The sequence below is a fragment of the Kluyvera georgiana genome (assembly GCF_050990895.1).
Taxonomy (GTDB): domain Bacteria; phylum Pseudomonadota; class Gammaproteobacteria; order Enterobacterales; family Enterobacteriaceae; genus Kluyvera; species Kluyvera georgiana.
On record NZ_CP158865.1, the window covers coordinates 2340108 to 2366128 of the forward strand.

Consider the following 26021-nt stretch of genomic DNA (forward strand, 5'->3'; position numbering starts at 1 on the left):
ACATGGTTGGCTCTCCGGGAAAAAATCGGCGCTGTAGTCGCGCCGATGCGGATAGTTGATCACCTCAGCCAGAAGGGCTAACACCTGCGTCGGGGGGGCGACGCGACGTAATGTTCCTGTCTGCCTGAATCGGCGCGAAGATCGCGCCGATTGCGTATCAAAATAATTAAGCAGCCGGTTGTGCAGCCGGTTTAGCGGCTTCGTGTTTTACGGCTTTTTTGTGTTTTTTAGCAGCCTGCGCTTTCTGCGCTACAGCCGGTTTAGCTGCAGCTTTTTTGTGTTTTTTAGCGGCCTGAGCTTTCTGCTCTACAGCGGGTTTAGTTGCTGCTTTTTTGTGCTTTTTAGCGGCCTGTGCTTTCTGCTCTACAGCCGGTTTAGCAGCCGCTTTTTTGTGTTTTTTGGCAGCCTGCGCTTTCTGTGCCGGTGCTGCTTTTTTGTGTTTCTTGTGGTGAGTGGTTTTTGCCGGAGCCGCGTGAGTGGCGGTCGCAGTAGCAGCCGGAGCCGGCGTTGCCGTCGCGTCAGCAGCGAAAGCAGCAGAAGACAGACCCATAGCAGCGGCAACAACCAGAGCTAATACTTTTTTCATTCTCATACCCTCGAATTGGTTTTTTCATTCAACCCCACTGCGGGGCCGTTGAAAGAACTATACCTGTGGGCTATTGGTCTTTCCGTGAGTGATTGGTATCGGCGTGTAACGTAATGTACGAGAGGTGTTGCACAAACGTACAGGGGCGATGGGTCTTCGCCCCTCAACAGGTTAGTTCGCGCAAGGCGTGCGGCTGGCGCGTTGCATCAGGTAAACGCGCAGAATGAGCGCGAAGGCCATTGCCACGACCACCGCGGCCAGCAGGTAAATGCTGTCTAAGCCCTGGTAGCCGGCAATCCAGCCGGCGACGGGGCCGGTAATGCCAAGCGCCAAATCAAGAAAGGCGGAATAGGTACCCAGCGCGGTCCCCTGGTTTTGTTCTTCCACCTGTTTGACCGCTTCGACGCCCAGCGCCGGGAAGACCAGCGAGAAACCAGAGCCGGTAAGGAAGGCGCCCAGCCCGGCGATCCAGGCGTTAGGGGCAAACCAGATAATCAGCAGCCCCAGGCACTCAAAGACGTAGCAGACCAGCGATACGCGAATGCCGCCAAAGCGGGTGATGGTGTTACCCAGCACCAGACGAATACAGATAAAGCCAATACTGAACAGTGACAGCGTGAAGGCGGCGCCTTGCCAGCCGTGCGCGGAGAAGTAAAGCGTGATAAATGTCGCAATCACCCCGAAGCCTACCGTACCCAGGCCTAGACCCAAACCGTAAGGCCAGATTTTACGCGCTACGACGTGGAAAGGGGCTCTGATGCCCGCGCTGACGCTGACGTCAGCACGAGTACGGGCAAAGAGCAGGCCAATGACGGCGATAATCACAATCAGCGCTGCGAAGCCGCTGATGCCAAACGCGCTATTGAGCATCACCCCCAACGGCGCACCGGCGGCCATAGCGACATAGGTGGCGACTCCGTTCCAGGAAATGACGCGGGACGTGTGAATTGCGCCGACGGTTTTAATCCCCCACAGCGTGGAGCCGGTAGAGGTAAAACTCTCGCCTACACCGAGGAACACGCGGCCGACCAACAGCAGCGCAACTGCCAGAATGGGGCTGGCGTGCGCGGCCGCGGCAGCCAGCGTGAACAGGCCGCTCATCATGCAGCAGATAATGCCCAGGCTGACAACCTTCTTCGGCCCCCAGATGTCGGTATAGCGCCCGGCATGCGGGCGGCTGACAAGAGTGGAAATGTACTGAAGGCTAATCACCGCGCCGGCAACCAGCGTGCTATAGCCAAGATCGTAGTGGATGAATCCGGGGAGTACCGCCAGCGGCAGGCCGATGGAGAGGTAGCAAATACAGGTGAAAACCACGATCGAAATAATGCGCAGATTAAGCTGGGTATTACTGGTGTAGGTAGTCATAAACGGAACAGGAAAGACAAAAAGTGGGTCCATTATAGAACCTGTCGGTATTCTCTTGAAGTTATTAGGATTTCATGCGCACGAATAATCACAAAGGGGGGCTATGGGGGCAGGATCTCGAGCGGAAGTGTGCTATGGGTTTGGCGAAGCGAGAGCGGCGATTACAGATTACCTGGGGTGCTTCAAACGATGAATTGAACGATCATAGAAACATTAAGATAACCTTAAGAAGATCGCATTCAATGTTAATGGAATAAATTTCTTAAACGCTACTATCTGTAATTCATTATTAACTTGAATGATTTCTATGAAATTTGATACGCATTTACCCTTTTCTGTTGTTGTTATGGTGGTTCTCTCCCTGTTATTTCCGTTTGCCGCAGACTGGCATCTACCGTTGCTTGGCGGTGCCTTAGTGACGCTGATTGAAAACGCTCAGGCGCTGTGGCTGCTGTTTGGCGCGTTGTTTACCGCTTGGTATATCAAACCGCTTTCGAGGCCTGAAGGAGAAAAACAGTTCTGGATGTGGGCCGTGCTGTGGTGGATGGCGCTGCTAGGACGAAGTACGAGTTGGGGGCGGGCTTATTTCCCCGAGCAACCTCATCTTGTATTTAGAGTGATTTCCGTCATTCTGATCGGAGGTTTAGTGCTTTCTCTGTTATCCGGGCCATTACGCAAGGACATCGTCCGCAGGATTAAGGAAGTGACAATGCCGCTGTGGTTGCTGGCTGTGACTATTTGTACGTTTGTCATTTCCGATATCGTTGAGCACCATCGTCTGCTGGCACCGCTGTTTGTTCATAACCCTCAATATGCTGACCTTATGGAAGAGTTGTATGAAATTCCATTTATGGTAGGGCTGTTGCTTGTTACGTACTATTTTATGAAAATGGATAAGTCCTCTGACCAGCTTTTCCTGCTAAACATCAGTATGGACTGTAAATAGAAAATGCCTCGGCGTTTAGGGCGCTGCGGCATTTTTTGGCCTGTTGTTAATTGAGTGTCAGATATGTCTGTTCTTCTGCACTTTTCTTACTCAATACTCAGCTTGTCATCATGCAGGTAAACGTCTCGAATGAGGGTTAGCGCGGGGAGAAGTCTACCCGTGAGTTTAAGCGTGTCTACGGCCCGGGATACAAGATTCTCTGATCTTCTCAGGGACGGATGATTTTATTCGAACACCTAGTCCGCTTGTGCCAGGAGCAGACGTTGCTAGCATTTATCTGCATCAATTTGTGGAGAGCCGATCAGAGTTATTATTGCACTTTAAACGTTTTCCTATGCTTTAAATAAATTTTGAGCTTGAAAGGATTTTGATGTTATGCTAGGGGTGAATACTTACAGGTCTGGAGGTAATTTATATGAAGCCAAAGGAAATACTTTGCCAATGGGTTGACGCATTTAATAATGCAGATGTAGAAATTATTTCAGAATTATATGATGATAATGCAATAAACCATCAAGTAGCCAATGAACCCGTTATTGGGAAACAGGCTATAAAGAAAATGTTTGAACAAGACTTTTCTATTCCAGAAATGGTTTGTATCGTTGAAAACATTTTCGAAGATGGACAATGGGCGATTTTAGAGTGGCGTTCCCCATTAGGTTTGAGAGGTTGCGGTTTTTTTCAAATAGTAAATAATAAAATTATATTTCAAAGAGGCTATTGGGATAAGCTATCTTTCTTAAAACAGCACAATTTGCCTATTGAATAAAATTCATATATACCTTGTATGAATAGTTTGAAAATTTCTCAAAGTGTGTATTAAGGGAAGTGTAATAACTTCCCTTAATTATTTTCATAAAATCAATGTTGTATTGAAATCAGTTAAAAAACAACGCGTTAAATATTTTCTGGATGTTTTTGTATAAATTAAGCGCTGAGTTAGTATCCGCACTATTTTTATTAGTTCTAATGTTAAGGCAATTAGTACGGATATCTTTATTTACACCATCGTATAATGTGATTTCTGGAATGTCTGATCATTGTACAAGGTAAATAAGCGGCGGAGAGATTTGCTCCGCCGCTTATGATTAGCGTAAGCGTTTATGCAGCGTATAGCCGGTCAGCAGCGCGCCGACCAGCAGCAGGGCAATAAATCCCCCCACGCCATTCCAGCCGTATTTATGCCAGAACACGCCGCCGAGCGTCCCGGCAACGCTCGAACCGAGATAGTAGCTAAAGAGATACAGCGACGACGCCTGACCTCTGGCGCGACGCGCGCGTGGGCCAATCCAGCTGCTGGCGACCGAGTGCGCGGCAAAGAACCCTGCGGAGAACAGCAGCATGCCGGGGAAGATCACCCACAGCGGCGAGAACAACGTGAGCAGCAGACCTAGTAACATCACGCCGGTGAAGAAGATCATCACCGGGCCGCGACCGTAGCGAGTCGTCATCACGCCGGCTTTTGGCGAGCTCCAGGTGCCGGTAAGGTAAGCGACGGAAAGTAAACCTACCACCGCCTGGTTGAGCGACCAGGGAGAGAGCATCAGGCGGTAGCCAATATAGTTAAACAGGGTGACGAACGCCCCCATCAGCAGAAAACCCTCGACGAACAGCAGCGGCAGGCCGCGATCGCGAAAGTGCAGATGGAAATTAATGAGCAACGATTTTGGCTTCAGCGAGCTGGGGCGGAAGTGGCGGGATTCCGGCAGAATGCGCCAGAACATGATGGCTGAGGCCAGCGCAAAGAGGCTGATTACCGCCAGCGCCACGCGCCAGCCGAAGAAATCGGTAAACACCCCAGTAAGCAGACGTCCACTCATCCCGCCAATCGAGTTCCCGCTGATATATAGCCCCATCGAGAAGGCGACGAAACTCGGGTGAATCTCTTCACTGAGATAGGTCATGCCGACAGCCGCCACGCCGCTCAGCGAAAGACCAATCAGCGCGCGCATCAGCAGAATCCCATGCCAGCTGGTCATCATCGTCGACAGTAGTGAACAGCAGGAAGCCAGCAGCAGCGCGGTGACCATCACCTGTTTACGTCCAATGGCGTCGGAAAGCGGCCCGGTAAACAGCAGGCCAGTCGCCAACATGATGGTGGAAATTGACAGCGAAATGCTGCTCCCCGCCGGTGAAATACCGAACTCATGAGAGAGGACCGGCAGAATGGGCTGCACGCAGTACAGCAGGGCAAATGTTGCCAGTCCGGCGGAGAAGAGGGCGAGCGTAACGCGAATGAAAGCCGGCGTGCCGCGGCGGATAAACGTATTGCTGGAAGCGGGAGTATCGTCGCGGACATCAATAACGGGCGTATGGTCTGCGGTAGTTGTGCGGCTCACGGGAAGATCCTTGGCTAAAAACAACGAGTAATGTCGACATAGGTCACATAATCAGAGTAGGAAAATGTAAATATTCTGTCTAATATATTAATAATCTCAATTGATACTTATAAAATATGAATATCGAGCTTCGTCATCTGCGCTATTTCGTGGCCGTTGCGGAAGAGCTGCATTTTGGCCGTGCTGCCGCCCGTCTGAATATTTCGCAACCGCCGCTGAGTCAGCAAATTCAGATTCTGGAACAGCAGGTCGGTGCACGTCTGTTTGCCCGCACCAACCGCAGCGTGAGTCTGACGGAGGCGGGACGGCAGTTTCTCGCCGATAGCCGGCAGATCCTACTACAGGTAAACGAAGCCGCGGCACGTGCCAACCGTCTGCATCATGGGGAAACGGGTGAACTTCACATTGGTTTTACCTCATCCGCCCCCTTTATTAAGGCCGTTTCCGATACGCTGTCGACATTTCGCCAGCGTTATCCGGACGTGCATATTCAGACGCGTGAGACTAATACCCGTGAACAGATCTCACCGCTGACGGAAGGTGCGCTTGAGCTGGGGCTGATGCGCAACACGCAGCTCCCCGATACGCTTGACTGGCAAATCATTCTGCGCGAGCCGCTGCTGGCGATGATTCACCGCGACCATCCGTTAGCCAGTCAGCCGTCGGTCAGCCTTGTCGAGCTGGCGAAAGAGCCGTTTGTTTTTTTTGATCCGCACGTCGGCACCGGGCTGTATGACGATATTCTTGGTCTGATGCGCCGCTATGGCGTGACGCCGGTGATTACCCAGGAGGTCGGGGAGGCGATGACGATTATCGGTCTGGTGGCATCGGGGTTGGGGGTGTCGATTTTACCCGCATCATTTCGTCGCGTTCAGTTGTATGAAATGCGTTGGGTACCGATAGCAGAAGAGGACGCGGTGTCGGAAATGTGGCTGGTCTGGTCAAAACACCATGAGCTTAGCCAGGCGGCGCAGCGCTTTAAGCAGCACTTGTTAAACGCGGCAAAGGTCGGCGTTTAGCCGCCAAAAGTGTGAAAAAATGTGCGTTAAATCACAAGGCTAAGTAAATATTTGACGTCGACCATTGAAGTACTTCACCATAGTCCACAGTTTATTTCGAAGCGCGAAAATAAGGGAGTTTACGGTGGTAGCGGACAGTCAGCCAGGCCATATTGATCAAATCAAGCAGACCAACGCAGGGGCGGTTTATCGTCTCATTGATCAGCTTGGCCCGGTTTCGCGTATTGACCTTTCCCGACTTGCGCAACTGGCCCCTGCCAGTATTACCAAAATTGTCCGTGAACTGCTGGAAGCTCATCTGGTACAGGAAACGGAAATCCAGGAGGCGGGGAGTCGCGGGCGCCCTGCAGTAGGGCTAATGGTGGAAACCGAAGCCTGGCACTACCTCGCTGTGCGCATCAGCCGCGGTGATATTCATCTGGCGCTGCGCGACCTTAGCAGCAAACTGGTGGTAGAAGAACAGCTTGAGCTGGCGCTGGTAGACGAAACGCCTTTCCTTAACCGCGTACTGTCGCATATCGACCAGTTCTTTATTCGTCATCAAAATCTGCTGGAACGCTTAACGGCCATTGCTATCACGCTGCCGGGCATCATCGATACCGAAAATGGCATTATTCATCGCATGCCCTTTTATGACGTCAAAGATGTTCCGCTGGGGGAAACGCTGGAGGCGCATACCGGCGTGCCGGTGTATATCCAGCACGACATCAGCGCCTGGACCATGGCCGAAGCGCTGTTCGGGGCTTCTCGGGGTGCGCGCGACGTGATTCAGGTGGTGATTGACCATAACGTGGGCGCAGGGGTGATTACCGATGGTCGCTTACTGCATGCCGGAAGCAGCAGCCTGGTCGAGATTGGCCATACTCAGGTTGACCCCTATGGCAAGCGCTGTTACTGCGGCAATCACGGCTGTCTGGAAACGATAGCCAGCGTGGAGAGCGTGCTTGAGCTCACTCAAGTGCGGATGCAGCAATCAATGAGTTCGATGTTACATCAAAAGCCGCTTACCGTAGACTGGCTGTGCCAGGCGGCGCTGCAAGGCGATCTGCTGGCAAAAGACATCATCAGCAGCATCGGCACCAACGTTGGGCGTATCCTTGCGATTATGGTCAATCTGTTCAATCCACAAAAAATTCTCATTGGTTCTCCGTTTAACCAGGCGGCGGACATCCTCTTTCCGGCGATTGGCGACTGTATTCGCCAGCAGTCGCTGCCGGCCTACAGTAAACATATCGCCGTAGAGCAAACGCAGTTTTCCAACCGCGGCACGATGGCCGGAGCGGCGCTGGTAAAAGATGCGCTATATAATGGAACGCTGCTGATCAGACTGTTACAGGGTTAACATTTTTTGCCATTTTGCAAAAAATTGCGCTATCTCAATCCGACCTCCTGGCGCATCACGTAAACTTTCACCCCGTTGAATTATTCATTGTCTTGATATTCTGTCGGCAAAATTGTGGGGCTAGTTAGTGATGCTAAATCGTTTCTTTATTACTGGAACTGATACTTCTGTCGGCAAGACGGTGGTTTCTCGTGCGCTATTGCAGGCGCTCGCCGCCAGCGGGAAACGGGTGGCAGGCTATAAGCCGGTAGCCAAGGGCAGTCGAGAGACCGCCGAGGGGCTACGCAACAAAGATGCGCTGGTGCTGCAAAGCGTGTCATCGCTGGCGTTACCTTATGAGGCGATTAACCCTATCGCGCTGAGCGAAGAAGAGAGCAGCGTTGCCCATAGCTGTCCCATTAACTACACGCTGTTGTCCGACGGATTGGCGAATCTGAGCCGCCAGGTTGATAACGTGGTGGTGGAAGGAACGGGGGGCTGGCGCAGCCTGATGAACGATTTGCGTCCGCTTTCTGAGTGGGTGGTGCAGGAGCAATTGCCGGTGCTGATGGTGGTGGGGATTCAGGAAGGGTGCATCAACCATGCGTTGCTGACCGCTCAGGCCATCGCCAACGACGGTCTGCCGCTCATTGGCTGGGTGGCCAACCGTATCAACCCAGGGCTGGCGCACTACGCGGAAATTATTGATGTGCTGAGCAAAAAACTGCCCGCACCGCTGATCGGCGAACTGCCGTATCTGCCGCGTCCGGAACAGCGCGAGCTCAGCCAGTATGTTGATTTAGCGATGCTCCGTAACGTGCTGACGGTAGATAGAATTCTGGCGTAAGGTACGCGACAGCACTGAAGCCAACACGCAGGCAACCAGTAAACCGGGCAGCAGCGTATATTGCCCGGTCATTTCACAAATCATCAGCGTCGACATAATCGGCGCATGCGTCGTGGCCGCCAGCAGGGTAGCCATTCCAGTAATCCCCAGCAGTATCGCGATACCTTCGTGACCCGGAAATCCCAGACTCCACGTATTCGCAAACACAATACCTAGCCCTAAACCAATAAATAGCGTGGGAGTAAACACCCCGCCGGGCGCGCCTGAACCGCTGCTGGCGAGAATGGCGAGCAGTTTGCACACGAAGATCCCAGCGATGATGCTCAGAGCGGGCGGCGTCAGTAAGAACCCTTGCACGACGCTGTATCCATTACCCCATACCGCGGGGGTGAGCAGCGACAGAATCCCGACGACAAGCCCCCCCAGGGCGAGCTGCCACGGTGGAGACAACTTCAGCGCCAGGAAACCGCGATGAGTCGTATCCATTAACCACATCAGCAACGGGCCCCCGAGCCCGCACAGAAGACCCGTGGCCAGTATCAGCGCATAATGCGTGGCAGTGAGCGCGGGAATGGCCCCGACCCGATAAAGCAGTTCTGCGCCGCCGTTCATCGCCTGCGTTGTGAGCAGAGCGACAACCGCCGCAATCACCACCGGCCCGAGCGAGGCGAGCATGAGCGTGCCGAAGAGGATCTCGGCAATAAACAGGCTACCGGCTAACGGAGCATGGTAGGCGCTAGCCATCCCGGCAGCGGCTCCGCAGGCGATCCACAGTTTCCATTCCGCTTTTGGCGTGAAGCGTTGGGCGAAAAATGAAGCCGCTAGCGCCGCCAGCAAAATCATTGCCCCTTCACGGCCAATCGCGCTGCCGCTGGCTACGACCAGCAGAGAGGCGGTTGATTTGACAAGGCTGGAGCCGGTGTCGAACCTGCCTTCGTCGCTCTCCAGAGCCTCCATGTAGTCTGTTGGCGCATGAGGGCGCTGACGCGTATAACGTTGCCAACTCCACAGCAGCGTTCCGGCCGCCAGACCGCCAAGAGCAGGAGTGATAAGGCGTCGCCACCAGACCAAACCTTCCGCCGCATTGACCAGACTGCCGCTGTCGTTGCTTAAAAATAGCCACTCCAGCAGGTACATGGCGTGACGAAACAGTGCCACCGCCAGCGCCGCGAGGACGCCAATGACGATGGCCAGGAGAAGGCGACGGAGCATCGCCTTAATGTCGGGATAGGGATGAAGACGCTGCATGTGATGCGAAACGCTTAGCGGTACAGCTTTTTATCGGCAACGGGGATCAGCAGCTGTGACTGCCACTGGGCGAGGGTGTCCTGCGCTAACTCAGCCAACGCCGTGAAGAACGGGTGATTGGCTTTTGCGACAAACTCACTCAAGAAACGCGGTGCCCACGGCAGCAGGTGCCAGGCCAGCAGTTGGTCGCAAGCCTCCTGACGATCGTTTTCAATGAGCCAGGCTGCCAGCATCAGCAGGGTACCGAAATGATCTTCCGGCTCATTTTGCGCAACGTCGAACGCAATCTGGTTTTCCCGCATCCACTGGCGCAGTGCCAGAGTGGAATCGCCAAACAGAACGTTTTCGCGGTCTAACCACACGGAGCCCCACGGCGGTGACGGCAGGGCCGACGGGCCAATAAACAGCCGTTGCCAGGCTTCCGCCAGCGATTCATCACCAGGTGCGGCAAAAGCGGCGGACAGCGTATCGGCGTTGGCGACCGGGTATGGCCACTGAGCGGCCCATTCGCCATCACGAAATGCGGCAACCAGCGGCTCGGCAAGCGCGCTGTCCGGTGCGAAGTAAAACAGTGCTCCCAATACGCGAGCAGAAAAAGCTAAGGCGTCGTTGTGCTGAACGTCATTCATTACTGCAATTCCTTAAAGAGGCGCGGGTCAGTTCCCGCGCCGATAGATTACCCGGCAATCGCCATACCAACGGTCATATGCAGGCCGTAGAACAGTCCGCGGCCGATCAGCTCTCCCGCTATCATCAGAACCAGGCCGACAGTCAGACCGAGCGCCGTTGATGGAACGCGGCGCAGTAGTGGGCAGATCCAGCAGCCTAATCCGGCCGCTAACAGGACGAAGCGCCAAACCTGCCAGACGCCCCAGTCGGGCAACAGCGCGTTAGCCTGCTGTACGGAACTGTGGATGAAGCCCAGCTCGCTGGTCTGTAAAACCACCACCGCCAGGCTTGCCAGCAAGGCCAGCACGCTTAATGCCGCGAAGAATTTGCCGTTAAACGGCACCTTTGCCAGTTTTAACAACAGGGTGGCAAACAGCGGCCCGGTGAGCAGCACGGTCAGGAAGAACGAGGCTGTCGTGTAACCATTATACCAGGTTGGCACAGTATCTATCTGATAAACACGTGTCATTGCCCAGACAAATACCAGACCCAGCAGCATGCTGACGATGAGCCAGATGCGCCCCAGCGCCTGCGGCATTTTACCGAGCGCTGAGAGCAGCCACCAGAATCCACCCACGGCGAAGAAAAGGGATCCGCTGGCGATTTCATTGCTCAGCGCAGAAGCGCCGACCCGGTTGAGCGAATTAAACGCCCTCAGCGGTGAGCCGAGATGCAGTACCGACGCAAAAAAGGCTATCCCCATGATGACCCACAGGAAGAACATACTCAGCACGATGCGCCGCTGATCGGCGGCTTCATGACGTGCCGCCAGCCAACCCATGCCGCTAATAATGGTCGCGCCAGCCACACATTGTCCCAGTACGGTAAACAGCACCAGCGGCCATTCATGCCATCCGTTGCCCATCTCACACCTCCTTCGGATTGGCCAGATAGCCAGTGGTATCGCCGCACGGACGTGCATTGGCGTTCGGTTTAATCACAATGTTCGGCCTGGTGAAATGCGCCGACGGCAGCGGCGCAACGGCCGCCAGCTGACCGTGCTTCTGACGTAGCTCTTCAATCGGCCCAAAGTCCAGCGCGCGCAGCGGGCAGGATTCCACGCAGATTGGTTTTTTGCCTTCTGCCACGCGCTCATGGCAGCCGTCGCATTTGGTCATGTGGCCTTTTGCCGCGTTGTACTGCGGCGCGCCGTACGGGCAGGCCATGTGGCAGTAACGGCAGCCGATGCAAACATCTTCGTTAACGACCACAAAGCCGTCTTCACGTTTGTGCATCGCGCCGCTAGGGCACACTTTGGTACAGGCCGGATCTTCGCAGTGGTTACAGGCAATCGACAGGTAGTAGGCGAAGACGTTCTGGTTCCAGACGCCGTTATCCTCCTGCCAGTCGCCGCCCGCGTATTCGTAAATACGGCGGAAGCTGACGTCCGGGGTTAAGTCTTTGTAATCTTTACACGCCAGCTCGCAGGTTTTACAACCGGTGCAGCGGGCTGAGTCAATGAAAAATCCGTATTGGGTACTCATCAGCTAGTCCTTATACCTTCTCGATCTCAACCAGGTTGGTGTGCTGTGGATTGCCTTTCGCCAGCGGTGAAGGGCGGTGGGTGGTCAGCGTGTTGATGCAGGAACCGTGGTCGATACGATCGCCATCCATCTGCGCGTCGTGCCATGCGCCCTGGCCCATGGCTGAGACGCCCGGCATGATGCGCGGCGTGACTTTTGCGGGTATCCGCACCTCACCGCGGCCATTGAAGACCCGCACCATATCGCCGTTCTGAATGCCGCGTTTGTGCGCGTCAATCGGGTTGAGCCAGACTTCCTGGCGGCAGGCGGCCTTCAGCACATCGACGTTGCCATAGCTGGAGTGCGTCCGGGCCTTATAGTGGAAGCCGAACAGCTGGAGCGGGAATTTGTCGCGCATCGGGTCGTCCCAGCCTTCAAAGGTAGAGGCATAGACCGGCAGCGGGCTGATGGTTTCATCTTTTTCCAACTGCCATTTTGCGGCGATGTCCGCCAGACGGCTGGAATAAATTTCGATTTTCCCCGACGGGGTTTTCAGCGGGTTGGCTTGTGGATCGTTGCGGAAATCACGGTAGGCGACAAAATGGCCGTTCGGATCTTTACGTTTGTAGATACCCATTTTTTTGAGTTCGTCGTAACTCGGCAGCGCCGGGTCTTTCGCGCGCATTTTAGCGTACAGATACTGCAGCCACTCGGCCTGAGTGCGGCCTTCGGTAAATTTTTGATGCACGTCATCACCAAGGCGTTTGGCCACTTCGCTGAGGATCCAGTAAATAGGCTTACGCTCGAACTTCGGCGCGGTTGCGGGCTGGATAAAGATCAGATAACCCATATTACCGGCATAGTCGTTCGGAATGATGTCCTCTTGCTCGACGGTCATCAGGTCAGGCAGCAGGATATCGGCATATTTTGCCGAGGCGGTCATAAAGTTTTCAATCACCACAATCATTTCGCATTTGCTTTCGTCCTGCAAAATCTCGTGGGTTTTGTTGATGTCCGAGTGCTGGTTGATGATGGTGTTACCGGCATAGTTCCAGAAAAACTTGATTGGCACGTCGAGTTTGTCTTTGCCGCGCACGCCATCGCGGGTGGCGGTCATCTCCGCGCCGTGGTCGATTGCATCCGTCCAGGTAAAGCAGGAGATGGCGGTTTTTACCGGGTTTTCCAGCACCGGGAAACGCTCAATGGTGATCGTGTAGGTCGACTCGCGGGCACCGCTGTTCCCGCCGTTAATACCGACGTTGCCGGTCAGAATAGGCAGCATGGCAATGGCGCGTGCGGAAAGCTCCCCGTTGGCCTGACGTTGCGGGCCCCAGCCCTGGCAGATATAGGCCGGTTTAGTACTGCCGATTTCACGCGCCAGTTTGATAATGCGGTCAGCCGGAATGCCGGTAATGCGAGAGGCCCACTGCGGCGTTTTGGCTACGCCATCATCGCCCAGGCCTTGAATATAGGCTTTATAATGACCATTTGCCGGAGCGCCTTCCGGCAGCGTTTTTTCGTCATATCCCACGCAGTACTTATCGAGGAACGGCTGGTCGACCAGGTTTTCCTCAATTAGTACCCACGCAATACCGGCGACCAGCGCCGCGTCGGTGCCGGGACGAATGGGGATCCATTCATCTTCACGCCCGGCGGCGGTGTCGGTATAGCGTGGATCGATAACGATCATGCGCGCATTTGAGCGTTCCCGCGCCTGTTCCAGATACCAGGTAATTCCGCCGCCGCTCATACGGGTTTCCGCCGGGTTGTTGCCGAACATCACCACCAGTTTGCTGTTTTCGATGTCAGAAGTGCTGTTGCCGTCATTGGTGCCGTAGGTGTACGGCATTGCGCAGGCAATTTGCGCGGTGCTGTAGGTGCCGTACTGATTAAGCGAACCGCCGTAGCAGTTCATCAGGCGCATCACCGCAGAGCCAGAAGGGGACGAACGAGTAATGTTGCCGCCAACAATGCCGGAAGAGTAGTTGATGTACACGGCTTCGTTGCCGTAGTCCTTCACGACGCGTTTTAGGTTATCGGCAATCGTATCCAGCGCTTCCTGCCAGCTGATACGTTCAAATTTTCCTTCGCCTCGTTTGCCCACGCGCTTCATCGGGTAGTTCAGCCGGTCCGGGTGGTTGATACGACGGCGAATGGAACGTCCGCGCAGGCAGGCTCTCACCTGATGATCGCCGTAAATATCGTGGCCCGTGTTGTCGGTCTCAACCCAATAAACTTCATTGTCTTTTACGTGCAAGCGCAGCGCGCATCGGCTGCCGCAGTTAACGGAGCAGGCGCCCCAGACCACTTTATCTTCGACCTGAGCGGCCTGCTGCACGGCGGCGGCGGTTGCTCGCAGGGAGAAGGGCAAAGAGAGGCCGCCCGCGGCAAGCGCCAGGGAGCCTATCGCCGACGATTTAATAAGGGTACGTCGACTTAGCCCCCCTGGTTTTTCCTGATTAGACATCGCTCACTCCATTATTATTTGATGATTTCGACCTGAAATTAAGAACCGACTAAGGGACGAAAATGATACCCTTGTGGTGGTATACAAGTATTAACCCCGGTCAATTCTGAAGAGATCCCAGCGTCGAGATTTTGTGGGCGACATTTGCCTGTAAAGGGAGCGCTGTGCATAATTGTTTTACAACAATAAAACACGCTATTTACGGTCACCCGGCGGTATCGGTGACCGGAATATTGGCCTCATCCTACGCTTATGGAAGAACCCTATGCAGGACATTGCTACGCAAGTTATCCCGATGCCCGCGATTGATACGGTCACGGTTCCTTATAAAGGGGTAAATTTTTTACGCCCCGAAATTTTGCTCGATTTTATCAGCGTGACAAACCAACCGGTTTTGGCGGTGACGCCGCTGGCGGTGCTTTATTCGACGGTTGGTGTGCTGCAGGAGACGGCGTTGCGCAAGATCCCAGTGCTGGTATCCGGTCGAGTGGTCTATCCCATTACGTCGCAGGCGCTTCCCTGTCTACACTCAAAACTCACGATCAATACGTCGACGCAAAAGCTGCGCTTCCAGGGGGATCTGGATGCGTTATCGGACGATCGTTCGCTGAGGGACGGTGTGCTGATTGGGGTGGCGCTGGAGTTTATTGTCGAGCAAAAGGCGTAAGCGAGGCCGCCTCCAGCGGAGGCGGCAGAACATCATTGAGCGTTATCGGTACGGGTGTAGAGAATTTTAAAGGTATCGTTAGCGCAGTGGCCGACAACCTGGGCACCCGGTTGGTCGGCCTGATCGTTAGGGACCACATCAAGAGTAAAAGCGCTTTCCGCGACGCCGTTGTGGATAATTTTCTGCTGAATGTCGCTGCGAACGCGTTCACAGGAATCCGGTACGGCCGCCAGGACGGGCATGGTGCCTGCCAGCAGGAGTGCCAGTAGCCAGCGTGAAGTTCTCATGTTCGGCTCCTTTTCGTTTAAGACGTAAAAAGTATAGCAGTACTAGTGTAAACAATTGTATTTCCTCATATGATTGAGAAAACTCCCGAAACAGGATGACGGTGTGAAGAAAGTGATTTTGCTGGCGTCAGTGATGACTCTGCTAAGTGGTTGTGAGAAGAACGATACCCCGGCGGCGTTCACGCCGGAAATGGCCAGTTTCTCCAATGAGTTTGATTTCGACCCATTGCGCGGGCCGGTGAAAGACTTCAGCCAAACGTTGCTCAACGAAAAGGGAGAGGTGGCAAAGCGTGTGAGCGCGCAGGTTTCACCGGAAGGATGTTTCGATATGCTGGAGTTCCACAACATTGAAGACGATACCGGTGCACTATTGGTGCTGAACGCGAACTATTATCTCGACGGTGTGACGCATGAAAAACGCGTGCGCTTGCAGGGGAAATGTCAGCTGGCCGAGTTCCCGTCAGCGGGTGTGACCTGGGAAACCGACGATAACGGTTTTGTCGTGAAGGCGCTGGGTAAAGAGAGCGAAGTTGACTACCGCTATGATGCAGAAGGATATCCGCTGGGCAAAACGTCGACCGTGAAAGATAAAACGCTGTCGATTATCTCAACGCCATCGCAGGACGTACGTAAGAAGCTCGATTATACCTCGGTGAGCCTGCTGAATAAGCAGCCTATTGGCAACGTGACGCAAAGCTGCGATTACGACGGTTATGATAACCCGGTGAGCTGTGATTTGACGATTGTGGATGAGAGCGTGAAGCCCGCCACCACCCAACGCTATACGATTAAAAACACGATTGAATACTACTGACGTTCACACTGGCCAACGATAAAAAGGGCGCCAATGGCGCCCTCGTCGATTATGGGTTCAGCGTGCGGCCCGTTGAGCGGTCAAGGCAGCGCAGGGTGTTGGGTTCCCAGTAGGCGTTGACGTTCGGGCTTTGCAGACACTTATCGCGGGCGTCAAATGCCACGTCGGTTTTGTCCCACTCTTTTTCCGCGCGCTTATTCACTTTCTGACGCAGCTGGCGAGTGTCGTTCCACTGCTCTTTGTCCATCGCCGCGTTCTGGCGGCTCTGAGCGCTATCGCCGGATTCAATGATCAGTTTGCTGGTTTCAGCCGATGCAGACGCGGTGTACACGATGGCACCCAGCGCAAGCATTGCCGTCAGGCACAGGCGTTTGCCAAGTGTAATTTTCATTTGCGGGTTCCTTTAACGTGATAAAAACAATGGCTCCTGTAAGCAGTCTACTACATCTCTTTGGGCTGGCATACCCGCGAAAATAGCGTGGTCGATTGATGCTTATTTTTACGTATGATAAGCCCACCGTAAGTAAATGATGATTAACGATGATAAAGACCTCGCTGCTGTTTTTTGCCACCGCACTGTGTGAAATTATTGGCTGCTACCTGCCGTGGCTGTGGCTTAAACGCGGCGCAACGCCGTTATTGCTCCTGCCCGCCGGGTTGGCGCTTGCGCTGTTTGTCTGGCTGTTGACGTTGCATCCGGCGGCGAGCGGGCGCGTGTATGCGGCCTACGGTGGGGTATACATTTTTACTGCGTTGCTGTGGCTGAGAGTCGTAGAAGGCGAAAAGCTGACCACGTACGACTGGCTTGGCGCTGCGGTGGCGCTGTGCGGCATGCTGATTATCGTGGCGGGCTGGGGCAGAGCGTAAAATAAGCGCGGGTGCTTTATGTGCTCGGCCAGCGGTGGTTGAGCACGATTTATTTGTGAACCCTCATGCATTTGTCCGATCTCATCCCCTTGATTTTGTGATCCCTCTCGGTAATTTTTGATATTTATACTTGTATGGTAGTAGCTCAGGGCGTAAGTTTGCCTCACTAACCGATGAGATGTAAGGATTGAAGATGAAAATTGTGGGTGCTGAGGTTTTTGTAACCTGTCCGGGTCGTAACTTTGTCACGTTGAAAATTACCACCGATAGCGGATTAATCGGCTACGGCGATGCAACGCTGAACGGCCGTGAGCTGTCCGTTGCATCCTATTTAAAAGATCATCTGTGCCCGCAGTTGGTGGGGCGTGATGCGCACCGCATCGAAGATATCTGGCAGTTCTTCTATAAAGGCGCTTACTGGCGTCGTGGCCCGGTCACGATGTCGGCTATCTCCGCCGTGGATATGGCGCTGTGGGACATTAAAGCCAAAGCGGCCAACATGCCGCTGTATCAGCTGCTGGGTGGCGCGTCTCGCGAAGGCGTGATGGTTTACTGTCACACCACCGGCCATACCATTGATGACGTGCTGGAAGATTATGCGCGGCACAAGGAGATGGGCTTCAAGGCGATTCGCGTCCAGTGCGGCGTACCGGGGATGAAAACGACCTATGGTATGTCCAAGGGGAAAGGGCTGGCCTACGAACCGGCGACCAAAGGGCAATGGCCGGAAGAGCAACTGTGGTCCACGGAAAAATACCTCGATTTCACGCCGAAGCTGTTTGACGCGGTACGTAATCAGTTCGGCTTTGACGAGCATCTGCTGCATGACATGCACCACCGCCTGACGCCGATTGAAGCGGCGCGTTTTGGTAAGAGCATTGAAGATTATCGTCTGTTCTGGATGGAGGATCCGACCCCGGCAGAGAACCAGGAATGTTTCCGTCTGATTCGTCAACATACCGTCACGCCGATTGCGGTTGGCGAAGTGTTCAACAGTATTTGGGACTGCAAACAGCTTATCGAAGAGCAGCTTATTGACTACATCCGTACCACCATCACCCATGCGGGCGGGATTACCGGCATGCGTCGTATCGCCGATTTTGCTTCGCTGTATCAGGTCCGTACCGGTTCACATGGCCCATCAGATCTCTCTCCGGTTTGCATGGCGGCAGCGCTGCACTTCGACCTGTGGGTGCCAAACTTCGGCGTGCAGGAATATATGGGTTACTCCGAGCAAATGCTGGAAGTTTTCCCACATAACTGGACCTTCGATAACGGCTATATGCATCCAGGGGATAAACCGGGCTTAGGCATCGAGTTTGATGAAAAGCTGGCGGCGAAATATCCGTATGACCCTGCCTATCTGCCGGTTGCGCGTCTTGAAGATGGCACGCTGTGGAACTGGTAATCACGGCAGTTTTTTAAATTAAGCTTTATTTTAACAAGAGAAATAACATGGACTTCATTAACGATCGTTTTATGATCGATAGTGAAGTCGGTGTTCGGTTATATAAAGACGTTGCTGCACAATTACCGATCATCGACTATCACTGTCACCTTGATGCAAAAGAAATCTACGAAAATAAAAATTTTGATAATATCACTCAACTGTGGCTAGCAGGCGATCACTATAAGTGGCGTGCAATGCGGGCAAATGGTATTGCCGAAAAATATATTACCGGCAACGCTACGCCAGAAGAAAAATTTAAAGCCTATGCAGAGACGGTTGAAGCCGCTTTTGGTAATCCACTGTACCACTGGACGCATTTAGAGCTGAGTCAATATTTTTCCTGTAATGAAATGCTGGGTAGCGATAACTGGCAGGATGTTATGCAGCATTGTAATAACCTGATCTCAGGCGAGGCGTTTAAACCCCGCAGCTTAATTACGCGTTCTAATGTCGAAGTGATTTGTACAACCGATGCGCCGCTGGATTCACTGGAATATCATCGCCTGCTGCAACAGGACCCGAGTTTTACCACGAAAGTGCTGCCAACTTTCCGTCCGGACGATATTTTTGCCGAGGACGCCAGTGAGTTTGCCCTCTTTATCGATAAGCTTGCGCAGATCACCGCGTGTGAAATTGGTAGCTTCGACGATTTCACCACGGCAATTGCCCAGCGTATCGACGTGTTCCATGAGGTAGGGTGCCGAATCTCAGACCACGGGCCGGTAAGCGTCGAGTATCAGCCTGCCGATGCCGCACGTGTGAATGCGTTGTTTACTCAAAAACGCCACGGCGCGGGCTTGAATGAAGAGGAGACCGCACAACTCAATAGCGCGATGTTTGTGATGCTGGGGCAAGAGTACAAAAAACGCGGTTGGGCTATGCAAATTCACTTTGGCGCTATCCGTAATAACAACGGCGTAATGCGTGAGAAACTGGGTATTAATACCGGCTTTGATTCTATTGCCGACCAGAGAAATCTTGCCGCAGGATTAAACCGCCTGCTAAATGCGATGGCTCAGAGTAACGGCCTGCCGAAGACCATTCTTTATAACCTCAATGCCAGCTATAACGACATTGTGGCGACCACTATCGCCAATTTTCAATCCGGTGAAGATGGTGTGAAGTCCCCTATGCAGTTTGGTTCTGGCTGGTGGTTTAACGATACGCGTCGAGGCATGGAGAATCAGCTTAATAGTCTGGCCGATCAGGGATTATTAATGCATTTCGTCGGCATGTTGACTGATTCACGCAGCCTGGTTTCTTATCCTCGCCATGATTATTTTCGTCGTATTCTTTGTAATTTAATTGGTGGGTGGGTTGACCGCGGTGAGGTCCCGGATAATGAGAAAATCTTAACGCGGATGGTAAAAAATATTTGTCACGATAACGCAGTTAATTATTTCAGATTCTAACGTCCTTCCTTACATGAGGGTAGAACATGTCTCGTACTAATAGAAAAATAACAATTCCCGTCAGTATTGGTTATGGCTTAACAGATATTATGGGGGGCGGTGCGTTTACCGTTATTGGCGCCTGGCTCTTATTTTTTTACACGACGTTCGTCGGCTTATCGCCGGTTGAGGCGGCATCCATTGTCGCCATCGCCCGTATTGTTGATGCCGTGGTGAGTCTGTTCATGGGCAGCTTTACCGATCACTTTTATAAAAATCCGCTGGGCAAGCGTTTTGGCCGTCGCCGTTTCTTCCTGCTGATCGGCGCGCCGCTGATGCTGGTCTATATTCTGCTATGGGTAACCGGAATGAGTTTCTGGTTCTATCTGGCGGTATATCTGGCCTTTGAAATCATTGCGGCCGTAGTGCTGATTCCATGGGAAACGCTGCCGTCTGAAATGACTAAGGATTTTAACTCCCGTACCAAGCTATCAACCTGCCGTATGTTCCTTTCGGCATCCGGGACCTTCCTCGCCACCTTTATACCGGGTTTGTTAATCAGCTATTTTGGCGAACACGACCCGCACGCTTACTTTATCAACGGCGTGGTTTTTGCGGTGCTGTTCATGATCTGCGTATTTATTTCCTGGAAAGTCACCTGGGAGCGCGAGCTCACGCCGGAGATGTTGGCGGAGTTGGAACGCACTCGTCAACCACGCTCTTTTGCTGAAAAAATCAGCGCCGTCGGCAGTCTGTTTAAAGAGTATTTTTCGACCTTAAAAGTACGCGCATTCAGAAAACATCTGGCTATCTATCTGTTCTCTTTTACGGCGAAAGATGTCTATAACACGGTGTTTGTCTTCTTCTGCGTGTACTGCCTGAACGTGTCGCCATCGCTGTCCGGCACGCTGCTGTCAATGAGTATCGTTGGTTTGCCGGTTACGCTGCTGGCGGGGGTGGCCATCATCAAGTTTGGCCCATCGCGTCTGTACGTTTTCGCCTATACCCTGATGATGCTGTGCCTGGTGGGGCTGTTCATGGTTTACCAGTTCCCAACCGACAATAAAGTCACCATTCTGGTTGTGCTGGCCGCATTGTACCAGGTCGGTCGCTGCGTGCTGGAATTTACGCCGTGGAACGTATTCCCGTTTATCCCGGATATTGATGAGATGATCACTCGCCAGCGCCGTGAAGGACTGTTCGCTGCGGTGATGACTTTCTCCCGTAAAACGACGGTGGCGATCGCAACCTTTATCGTGGGCGTCATGCTGCAGGAAGGGGGCTTTGTGAAGGGCAGCCAGGTGCAGCCTGAGAGCGCGGTGAATACTATTGCAATGCTGCTGTTCATCGGTACCGCAGGTTTGCTGCTGATTGCACTGTGGCAGGCGGTGACCTTCCGTCTCAACAAACGCACGCATAAAATCTTTGTGGATGAAGTTGAGCGTCTGAAAGCGAAAGGGTCAAAACAAGACGTCACGCCGGAGACCCGTCTTATTGTTGAAGATCTGACCGGGCACTCTTACGACGATCTGTGGAATGAACCGCAGCAAGTCGACAACAAACTGAGCCGACCGGCACAGGTGAACTAACGTCCAGCCGTGACAGCATAGGTAATAGCGTCGACTTTGCCTATGCTGTCACACAACTTAAAAATCATGTCATACCAATCACCAATATATTAATGCAAATCAAAATCTCCTCAGATGAACTCGTTAATCTAGTATGGCAATCAACATTCTCTACAGTGAGTCAAAAAGATGCAGAATACGCTATTAACCGCTAAGGCAACTCTCCCGACCTACGATCGCAGCAAACTGGTGTCACGTATTGTGCACCTGGGCTTTGGCGCGTTCCACCGCGCCCATCAGGCTGTTTACGCCGATATCCTCGCCTCAGAACACGGCAGCGATTGGGGTTATACCGAAGTTAACCTGATTGGCGGTGAGCAGCAGATTGCCGACCTGAATCATCAGGACAATTTATACACCGTGGCGGAAATGTCTGCGGATGCATGGACTGCCCGCGTGGTGGGCGTTGTTAAAGAAGCGCTGCACGCCCAGGCGGATGGTCTGGAAACCGTGCTGGCAAAAATGTGTGAGCCGCAGGTAGCGATTGTCTCCCTGACTATCACCGAAAAAGGCTATTGCCACTCTCCGGCAACCGGCGAACTGATGCTCGATCATCCCCTCATCGTGGCCGATCTGCAAAACCCGCATCAGCCTAAATCTGCGCCGGGCGTAGTGGTAGAAGCGCTGGCGCGTCGTAAAGCGGCGGGTCTGCCGGCATTCAGCGTGATGTCCTGCGATAACATGCCGGAGAACGGTCATGTCATGCGTAACGTCGTGTGTGCCTATGCGCGCGCCGTCGATGCTGACCTGGCTGATTGGATTGAGTCACACGTGACCTTCCCGTCAACCATGGTTGACCGTATTGTACCGGCGGTGACGCCTGAAACACTGGACAAAATTGAACAACTGACCGGCGTCCGCGATCCGGCAGGCGTGGCGTGCGAACCTTTCCGCCAGTGGGTTATTGAAGATAACTTTGTGGCGGGACGTCCGGAATGGGAAAAAGCGGGTGCCGAGCTGGTGAGCGACGTGATTCCGTTCGAAGAGATGAAACTGCGTATGCTGAACGGCAGCCACTCGTTCCTGGCCTATCTGGGCTATCTGGCGGGCTATCAGCACATCAACGACTGCATGGGTGACGACAACTACCGCCGCGCAGCGCATGACCTGATGTTGAAAGAGCAGGCGCCGACGCTGAAAGTACAGAACGTCGATCTGGCGCGTTACGCGGATCTGCTGATCGAACGCTATACCAACCCGGCGCTGCGCCATCGTACCTGGCAGATCGCGATGGACGGTAGCCAGAAACTGCCCCAGCGTATGCTGGATTCCGTGCGCTGGCACCTTGCGGATAACAGCAGCTTCACGTTGCTGGCGTTGGGTGTCTCGGGCTGGATGCGCTATGTCGGCGGCGTAGACGAGCAGGGCAATGCCATTGAAGTATGCGATCCGCTGCTGCCGGTGATCCAGGCTGCGGTGCAGCAGAGCGAAGAGGGCGAGTCCCGCGTGAAAGCGCTGCTGGCCATCGAAGCTATCTTCGGTAAGGATCTGCCGCAGCAAGGCCAGTTTGTTGATCAGGTGACAAATGCTTACCTGTCTCTGCTGAGTAAAGGCGCGAAAGCGACCGTAGCTGCAATGGCTAAGTAAACACCTCCACGTGCCACCATTTCTGGTGGCACGCTTTTCGTCTATTTTCCCGTCATTTTTCTCGTCATAACATTCCACTGCATGATGTCTCATCGTTTATTCGCGCCACGAGCGGTCATTTTGTGATCGGCATTGCTTTTTTAATGTGCTCATACTTGTATGGTAGTAGCGCAGAGGTTGAGAGGTAAACATAAACTGATGACTTTCTGTTGTAAGCTGAAGGAGCCGAGAAAATGAAAAGTGTAGTAATCGAAAAGCCTAATCAATTAGTGATAGAGGAGCGGCCTTTACCCAAGCCAGGCAAAGATGAAGTCAGAGTTAAAATTAAAACGGCCAGCATCTGTGGTTCCGATATTCATATTTGGCATGGGCATAACCCATTTGCACAATATCCACGGGTCATCGGTCATGAATTTGCCGGTATTATTGATGCGGTAGGTGAAGGTGTTGATAGACAGCGGATTGGGCAACGGGTGGCGGTCGACCCGGTGGTGAGCTGTGGGCACTGCTATCCGTGCCTGGTCGGTAAACCAAATGTCTGCAAATCACTGTCGGTTATTGGCGTACATCGTGATGGCGGATTTAGTGAATATGCCTGCGTACCGCAGAAAAATGCCTGGGTTTTACCGGATTCTATTCCCGACCGAATTGCCAGCCTGATTGAACCGTTCACCATTGGCGCCAATATCTGCGGAAAAATGAAACCAACGTCGCTCGATACCGCGCTAATCTATGGCGCTGGGCCTATGGGATTAACCGCAATACAAGTATTACGCCACGTCTATCATGTGAAAAAAATTATTGTCGCCGACCGCCTTGACGAGCGCTTAGCGCTGGCGAAAGAAAATGGTGCTGATGAAATTATCAATAATACGCAGATCGCATTAGCCGAGATCTTGCAGGAACAACCGACGCTGATTATCGATGCAGCCTGTCATCCTTCGATCCTGACCGAAGCCATTAAGATTGCCTCTCCAGCAGCGCGGATTGGATTATTAGGTTTCTCCGATACCCCTGGCACATTAATACAAAAGGAGATAACCAGTAAGGAGATTACTATTTATACCTCGCGCCTCAACGATAACCAATTCCCTCAGGTCATTGAGTGGTTTTCGATTGGCAAGGTCTTTCCCGAAAAGCTTATCACCCATAGATTTATCTTAGAAAACGTCTTACCAGCAATGGAGTTATTTGAACACGATTCCCGAACCTGCTGCAAAATTATTTTAGACATTATGTAATCGAAGTGTTTATTTGTAATTTGTCGATAACTGAACTCTGAAATAGAGTACGGAAGCGATGATTTTATCTTTAATATACTGATTAACAATTAAACTGGAGATTGATTCATGACAAAAATTTCATTTGATGAAATGAAGAGTACGGTTAAACAAGCATTGCTTAATGTCGGTTTGAGTGAGAGGCAGGCAGATATTTGTGCTCAGATTCATACAGAAACCAGCTGTGATGGAATATTTTCTCATGGACTTAATCGCGTCGCCCGCTTTGTTGATTACGTCAATAAAGGTTGGGTCGATATCCATGCAGAACCGGAAATTGTGAAATCGCTCACCTCGATGGAAATATATGATGGGCATCGCGGTATTGGTATTACCAACGCGTTATTTGCCACCGAGCGAGCCATGATGTTAGCGAAAGAATACGGTGTTGGCATTGTCGGCATGCGCAATACGACTCACTGGATGCGTGGGGGGACGTATGGCTGGAAAGCTGCACAGCAGGGCTATGCGGCAATGTGCTGGACCAATACGGAATCTTGTATGCCGGCTTGGGGGGCAAAAAATACCCGTCTGGGAAATAACCCCTTTGTTATGGCGGTTCCTATGGAAGAAGGCGCGATGGTGCTGGACATGGCCATGTCGCAATATGCCTACGGTAAACTTCAGGTGACCCGTTTAAAAGGCGAAAAACTACCGTTCCCAGGCGGTTACGATAAAGAGGGGAATTTGACGGATGAGCCGGGGCCGATCGAAGAATCAATGCGTATTTTGCCAACCGGTTACTGGAAAGGTTCAGGTATGGCGATTTTACTTGATGCGATGGCGGCATTCCTGACTGCCGGTTCACCCACCAATGAGATTGATAAGATCCAGCAGGGCAGCTGTACCGGGGCAAGCCAGGTTTATATGGTCTTTGATCCAGCTCATTTCGGCGGCGCTGAGTTTAGCGAAACGATGGCGAAAAGCGTGGCGAACTATGTCAAAACCTCAACGCCCGCAGAAGGTAATCACGAAGTCTTCTATCCAGGGGAAATGGAAATGCGCAACCGCGCCAACTTTATGCGCTCCGGGATCCCCGTTGACGATGGCGTTTGGGCAGAAGTTCAGCAGCTAGCGGAGCGAAAAGGGTCATGATTAGCGGAAGTATAGCGCAGCTGGAACATAGCTTAGCCGAGCTGCCGCCTCTTGTTGGATCAGTGTTGAAAACGATAGCGACTTTTGATTTTCAACGGTTACAGGATGGCCAACGTGAGATTGACGGCGTTATCTATAAAACCTTCACCGCAACGACGGAGCTGGCGATTAACCGACGACCGGAGACCCATCAGAATTATATCGACGTTCAGTATGTTATTTCGGGTTATGAGCGGGTACAGTTCGCCGCGCGAAAAAAAGTATTGCCGTGCGAGTCTGTTGAAGACCAGGATAACTACTTTTATTCACGTGAAGATCTAAGCCTGCATGAGATGTCGCTATGCGCTGGTGACTACGTAATCTTTTTTCCGTGGGATATTCACGCACCTCTGTGTCATCGACAAACGCCGCAGCAGGTAAGAAAGATTGTCGCCAAAGTGCCGCTGGCCGCATTATCGTAAGCAATATCGATAATAAACGCTGCCGAAGGGCAGCGTTTTTCGCTATATGAGGGTGGCAAGTGGCAGGGCGACACTTCTTTGTGTTCCTTTAAGTAACTTGAAATAATGGACGATTATTTTCACGCCGAAACTATCAGTTTTGTGAATTAATGCTATATCAATAGGCATAAATATGGCATGGTTATTGCGAAACAAAAAATGGATCCTCTGGAATAAGGAGC

General features: G+C 52.7%; 25 protein-coding genes. 15 read left to right on the plus strand and 10 right to left on the minus strand.

The window, feature by feature from the left end; all coding sequences use genetic code 11:
- Positions 1 to 166: 166 nt before the first annotated feature.
- The gene (gene asr / locus ABTW00_RS11085; RefSeq protein WP_065357110.1) at positions 167 to 586 is read right to left on the minus strand and encodes an acid resistance repetitive basic protein Asr; all 420 of its coding nucleotides are present in this window, start codon (positions 584 to 586) and stop codon (positions 167 to 169) included.
- A gap of 171 nt (positions 587 to 757) precedes the next feature.
- Positions 758 to 1954, minus strand: coding sequence for an MFS transporter (locus tag ABTW00_RS11090; protein ID WP_433641004.1), 1197 nt, complete (start codon positions 1952 to 1954; stop codon positions 758 to 760).
- Positions 1955 to 2261: 307 nt separating this feature from the next.
- On the opposite strand from ABTW00_RS11090, the gene ABTW00_RS11095 reads away from it, so the two are divergent.
- Together ABTW00_RS11095 and ABTW00_RS11100 are read left to right on the plus strand one after the other, a co-directional pair.
- The gene (locus ABTW00_RS11095) at positions 2262 to 2900 is read left to right on the plus strand and encodes a hypothetical protein (RefSeq protein ID WP_433640746.1); all 639 of its coding nucleotides are present in this window, start codon (positions 2262 to 2264) and stop codon (positions 2898 to 2900) included.
- Between the two features lie 415 nt (positions 2901 to 3315).
- A complete protein-coding gene (locus ABTW00_RS11100) occupies positions 3316 to 3669 on the plus strand; it encodes a nuclear transport factor 2 family protein (protein ID WP_433640748.1) in 354 nt (117 codons plus the stop codon).
- Positions 3670 to 3988: 319 nt separating this feature from the next.
- Here ABTW00_RS11100 and ABTW00_RS11105 read toward each other — a convergent pair whose 3' ends face one another.
- Positions 3989 to 5239, minus strand: coding sequence for an MFS transporter (locus ABTW00_RS11105; RefSeq protein WP_433640750.1), 1251 nt, complete (start codon positions 5237 to 5239; stop codon positions 3989 to 3991).
- A gap of 116 nt (positions 5240 to 5355) precedes the next feature.
- Here ABTW00_RS11105 and ABTW00_RS11110 point away from each other — a divergent pair, with 116 nt between their 5' ends.
- The 3 genes from ABTW00_RS11110 to bioD all read left to right on the plus strand — a co-directional run bounded on the left by ABTW00_RS11110 (position 5356) and on the right by bioD (position 8426).
- Positions 5356 to 6258, plus strand: a complete 903-nt coding sequence (locus ABTW00_RS11110; RefSeq protein WP_065358053.1) for a LysR family transcriptional regulator — start codon at positions 5356 to 5358, stop codon at positions 6256 to 6258.
- 124 nt (positions 6259 to 6382) lie between these two features.
- A complete protein-coding gene (mlc, locus tag ABTW00_RS11115; RefSeq protein ID WP_271448230.1) occupies positions 6383 to 7600 on the plus strand; it encodes a sugar metabolism global transcriptional regulator Mlc in 1218 nt (405 codons plus the stop codon).
- Positions 7601 to 7730: 130 nt separating this feature from the next.
- Positions 7731 to 8426, plus strand: coding sequence for a dethiobiotin synthase (bioD, locus tag ABTW00_RS11120; protein WP_064545283.1), 696 nt, complete (start codon positions 7731 to 7733; stop codon positions 8424 to 8426).
- Here the strand turns inward: bioD and clcB are convergent.
- From clcB to ynfE, 5 genes are read right to left on the minus strand one after another with little or no spacing between them, the layout of a single operon-like run.
- Positions 8379 to 9674 carry a voltage-gated ClC-type chloride channel ClcB gene (gene clcB, locus ABTW00_RS11125; RefSeq protein ID WP_433640753.1) on the minus strand — a complete coding sequence of 432 codons (1296 nt, stop codon included), beginning with the start codon at positions 9672 to 9674 and terminating at the stop codon, positions 8379 to 8381. The genes bioD and clcB overlap by 48 nt on opposite strands.
- A gap of 14 nt (positions 9675 to 9688) precedes the next feature.
- Complete coding sequence (dmsD, locus tag ABTW00_RS11130) at positions 9689 to 10303, minus strand: Tat proofreading chaperone DmsD (RefSeq protein WP_065358056.1); 615 nt, start codon at positions 10301 to 10303, stop codon at positions 9689 to 9691.
- A 47-nt stretch (positions 10304 to 10350) separates the two neighbouring features.
- The gene (locus ABTW00_RS11135) at positions 10351 to 11208 is read right to left on the minus strand and encodes a dimethyl sulfoxide reductase anchor subunit family protein (RefSeq protein ID WP_064545290.1); all 858 of its coding nucleotides are present in this window, start codon (positions 11206 to 11208) and stop codon (positions 10351 to 10353) included.
- A gap of 1 nt (position 11209) precedes the next feature.
- Positions 11210 to 11827 (minus strand): DMSO/selenate family reductase complex B subunit, encoded by a 618-nt coding sequence (locus ABTW00_RS11140; protein ID WP_064545292.1) that lies wholly within the window; start codon positions 11825 to 11827, stop codon positions 11210 to 11212.
- A gap of 10 nt (positions 11828 to 11837) precedes the next feature.
- Positions 11838 to 14273: a selenate/tellurate reductase subunit YnfE gene (gene ynfE, locus ABTW00_RS11145; protein ID WP_433640757.1), complete on the minus strand. Its 2436-nt coding sequence runs from the start codon at positions 14271 to 14273 to the stop codon at positions 11838 to 11840.
- Positions 14274 to 14538: 265 nt separating this feature from the next.
- Between ynfE and ABTW00_RS11150 the strand changes: the two genes are divergently transcribed.
- On the plus strand, positions 14539 to 14940 hold the full coding sequence (locus tag ABTW00_RS11150) for a hypothetical protein (RefSeq protein ID WP_064545297.1): 402 nt from the start codon (positions 14539 to 14541) through the stop codon (positions 14938 to 14940).
- Between the two features lie 32 nt (positions 14941 to 14972).
- Here the strand turns inward: ABTW00_RS11150 and ABTW00_RS11155 are convergent, their stop codons facing one another.
- The gene (locus ABTW00_RS11155; RefSeq protein WP_065358059.1) at positions 14973 to 15227 is read right to left on the minus strand and encodes a DUF1161 domain-containing protein; all 255 of its coding nucleotides are present in this window, start codon (positions 15225 to 15227) and stop codon (positions 14973 to 14975) included.
- A 103-nt stretch (positions 15228 to 15330) separates the two neighbouring features.
- Between ABTW00_RS11155 and ABTW00_RS11160 the strand changes: the two genes are divergently transcribed.
- Entirely contained in the window at positions 15331 to 16041 is a 711-nt protein-coding gene (locus ABTW00_RS11160) for a YnfC family lipoprotein (RefSeq protein WP_271448226.1), read from the plus strand.
- Positions 16042 to 16090: 49 nt separating this feature from the next.
- On the opposite strand, the gene ABTW00_RS11165 is transcribed toward ABTW00_RS11160, so the two are convergent.
- The gene (locus tag ABTW00_RS11165; protein WP_064545301.1) at positions 16091 to 16432 is read right to left on the minus strand and encodes a DUF1283 family protein; all 342 of its coding nucleotides are present in this window, start codon (positions 16430 to 16432) and stop codon (positions 16091 to 16093) included.
- Between the two features lie 149 nt (positions 16433 to 16581).
- On the opposite strand from ABTW00_RS11165, the gene ABTW00_RS11170 reads away from it, so the two are divergent.
- The 8 genes from ABTW00_RS11170 (at position 16582) to ABTW00_RS11205 (ending at position 25800) form a co-directional block, all read left to right on the plus strand.
- Positions 16582 to 16908 (plus strand): YnfA family protein, encoded by a 327-nt coding sequence (locus tag ABTW00_RS11170; protein ID WP_065358060.1) that lies wholly within the window; start codon positions 16582 to 16584, stop codon positions 16906 to 16908.
- A 193-nt stretch (positions 16909 to 17101) separates the two neighbouring features.
- On the plus strand, positions 17102 to 18316 hold the full coding sequence (gene rspA / locus ABTW00_RS11175) for a starvation-sensing protein RspA (protein ID WP_065358061.1): 1215 nt from the start codon (positions 17102 to 17104) through the stop codon (positions 18314 to 18316).
- 47 nt (positions 18317 to 18363) lie between these two features.
- On the plus strand, positions 18364 to 19770 hold the full coding sequence (gene uxaC / locus ABTW00_RS11180; protein ID WP_433640761.1) for a glucuronate isomerase: 1407 nt from the start codon (positions 18364 to 18366) through the stop codon (positions 19768 to 19770).
- Positions 19771 to 19796: 26 nt separating this feature from the next.
- Positions 19797 to 21338 carry an MFS transporter gene (locus tag ABTW00_RS11185; protein WP_065358063.1) on the plus strand — a complete coding sequence of 514 codons (1542 nt, stop codon included), beginning with the start codon at positions 19797 to 19799 and terminating at the stop codon, positions 21336 to 21338.
- A 168-nt stretch (positions 21339 to 21506) separates the two neighbouring features.
- Positions 21507 to 22964 carry a mannitol dehydrogenase family protein gene (locus ABTW00_RS11190; RefSeq protein WP_433640763.1) on the plus strand — a complete coding sequence of 486 codons (1458 nt, stop codon included), beginning with the start codon at positions 21507 to 21509 and terminating at the stop codon, positions 22962 to 22964.
- A gap of 233 nt (positions 22965 to 23197) precedes the next feature.
- Positions 23198 to 24205, plus strand: coding sequence for a Zn-dependent oxidoreductase (locus ABTW00_RS11195; RefSeq protein ID WP_433640765.1), 1008 nt, complete (start codon positions 23198 to 23200; stop codon positions 24203 to 24205).
- Positions 24206 to 24313: 108 nt separating this feature from the next.
- On the plus strand, positions 24314 to 25339 hold the full coding sequence (gene yiaK / locus ABTW00_RS11200; RefSeq protein ID WP_065358066.1) for a 3-dehydro-L-gulonate 2-dehydrogenase: 1026 nt from the start codon (positions 24314 to 24316) through the stop codon (positions 25337 to 25339).
- Positions 25336 to 25800, plus strand: coding sequence for a YhcH/YjgK/YiaL family protein (locus tag ABTW00_RS11205; protein WP_065358067.1), 465 nt, complete (start codon positions 25336 to 25338; stop codon positions 25798 to 25800). The genes yiaK and ABTW00_RS11205 overlap by 4 nt, the downstream gene beginning before the upstream one ends.
- Positions 25801 to 26021: the final 221 nt, after the last annotated feature.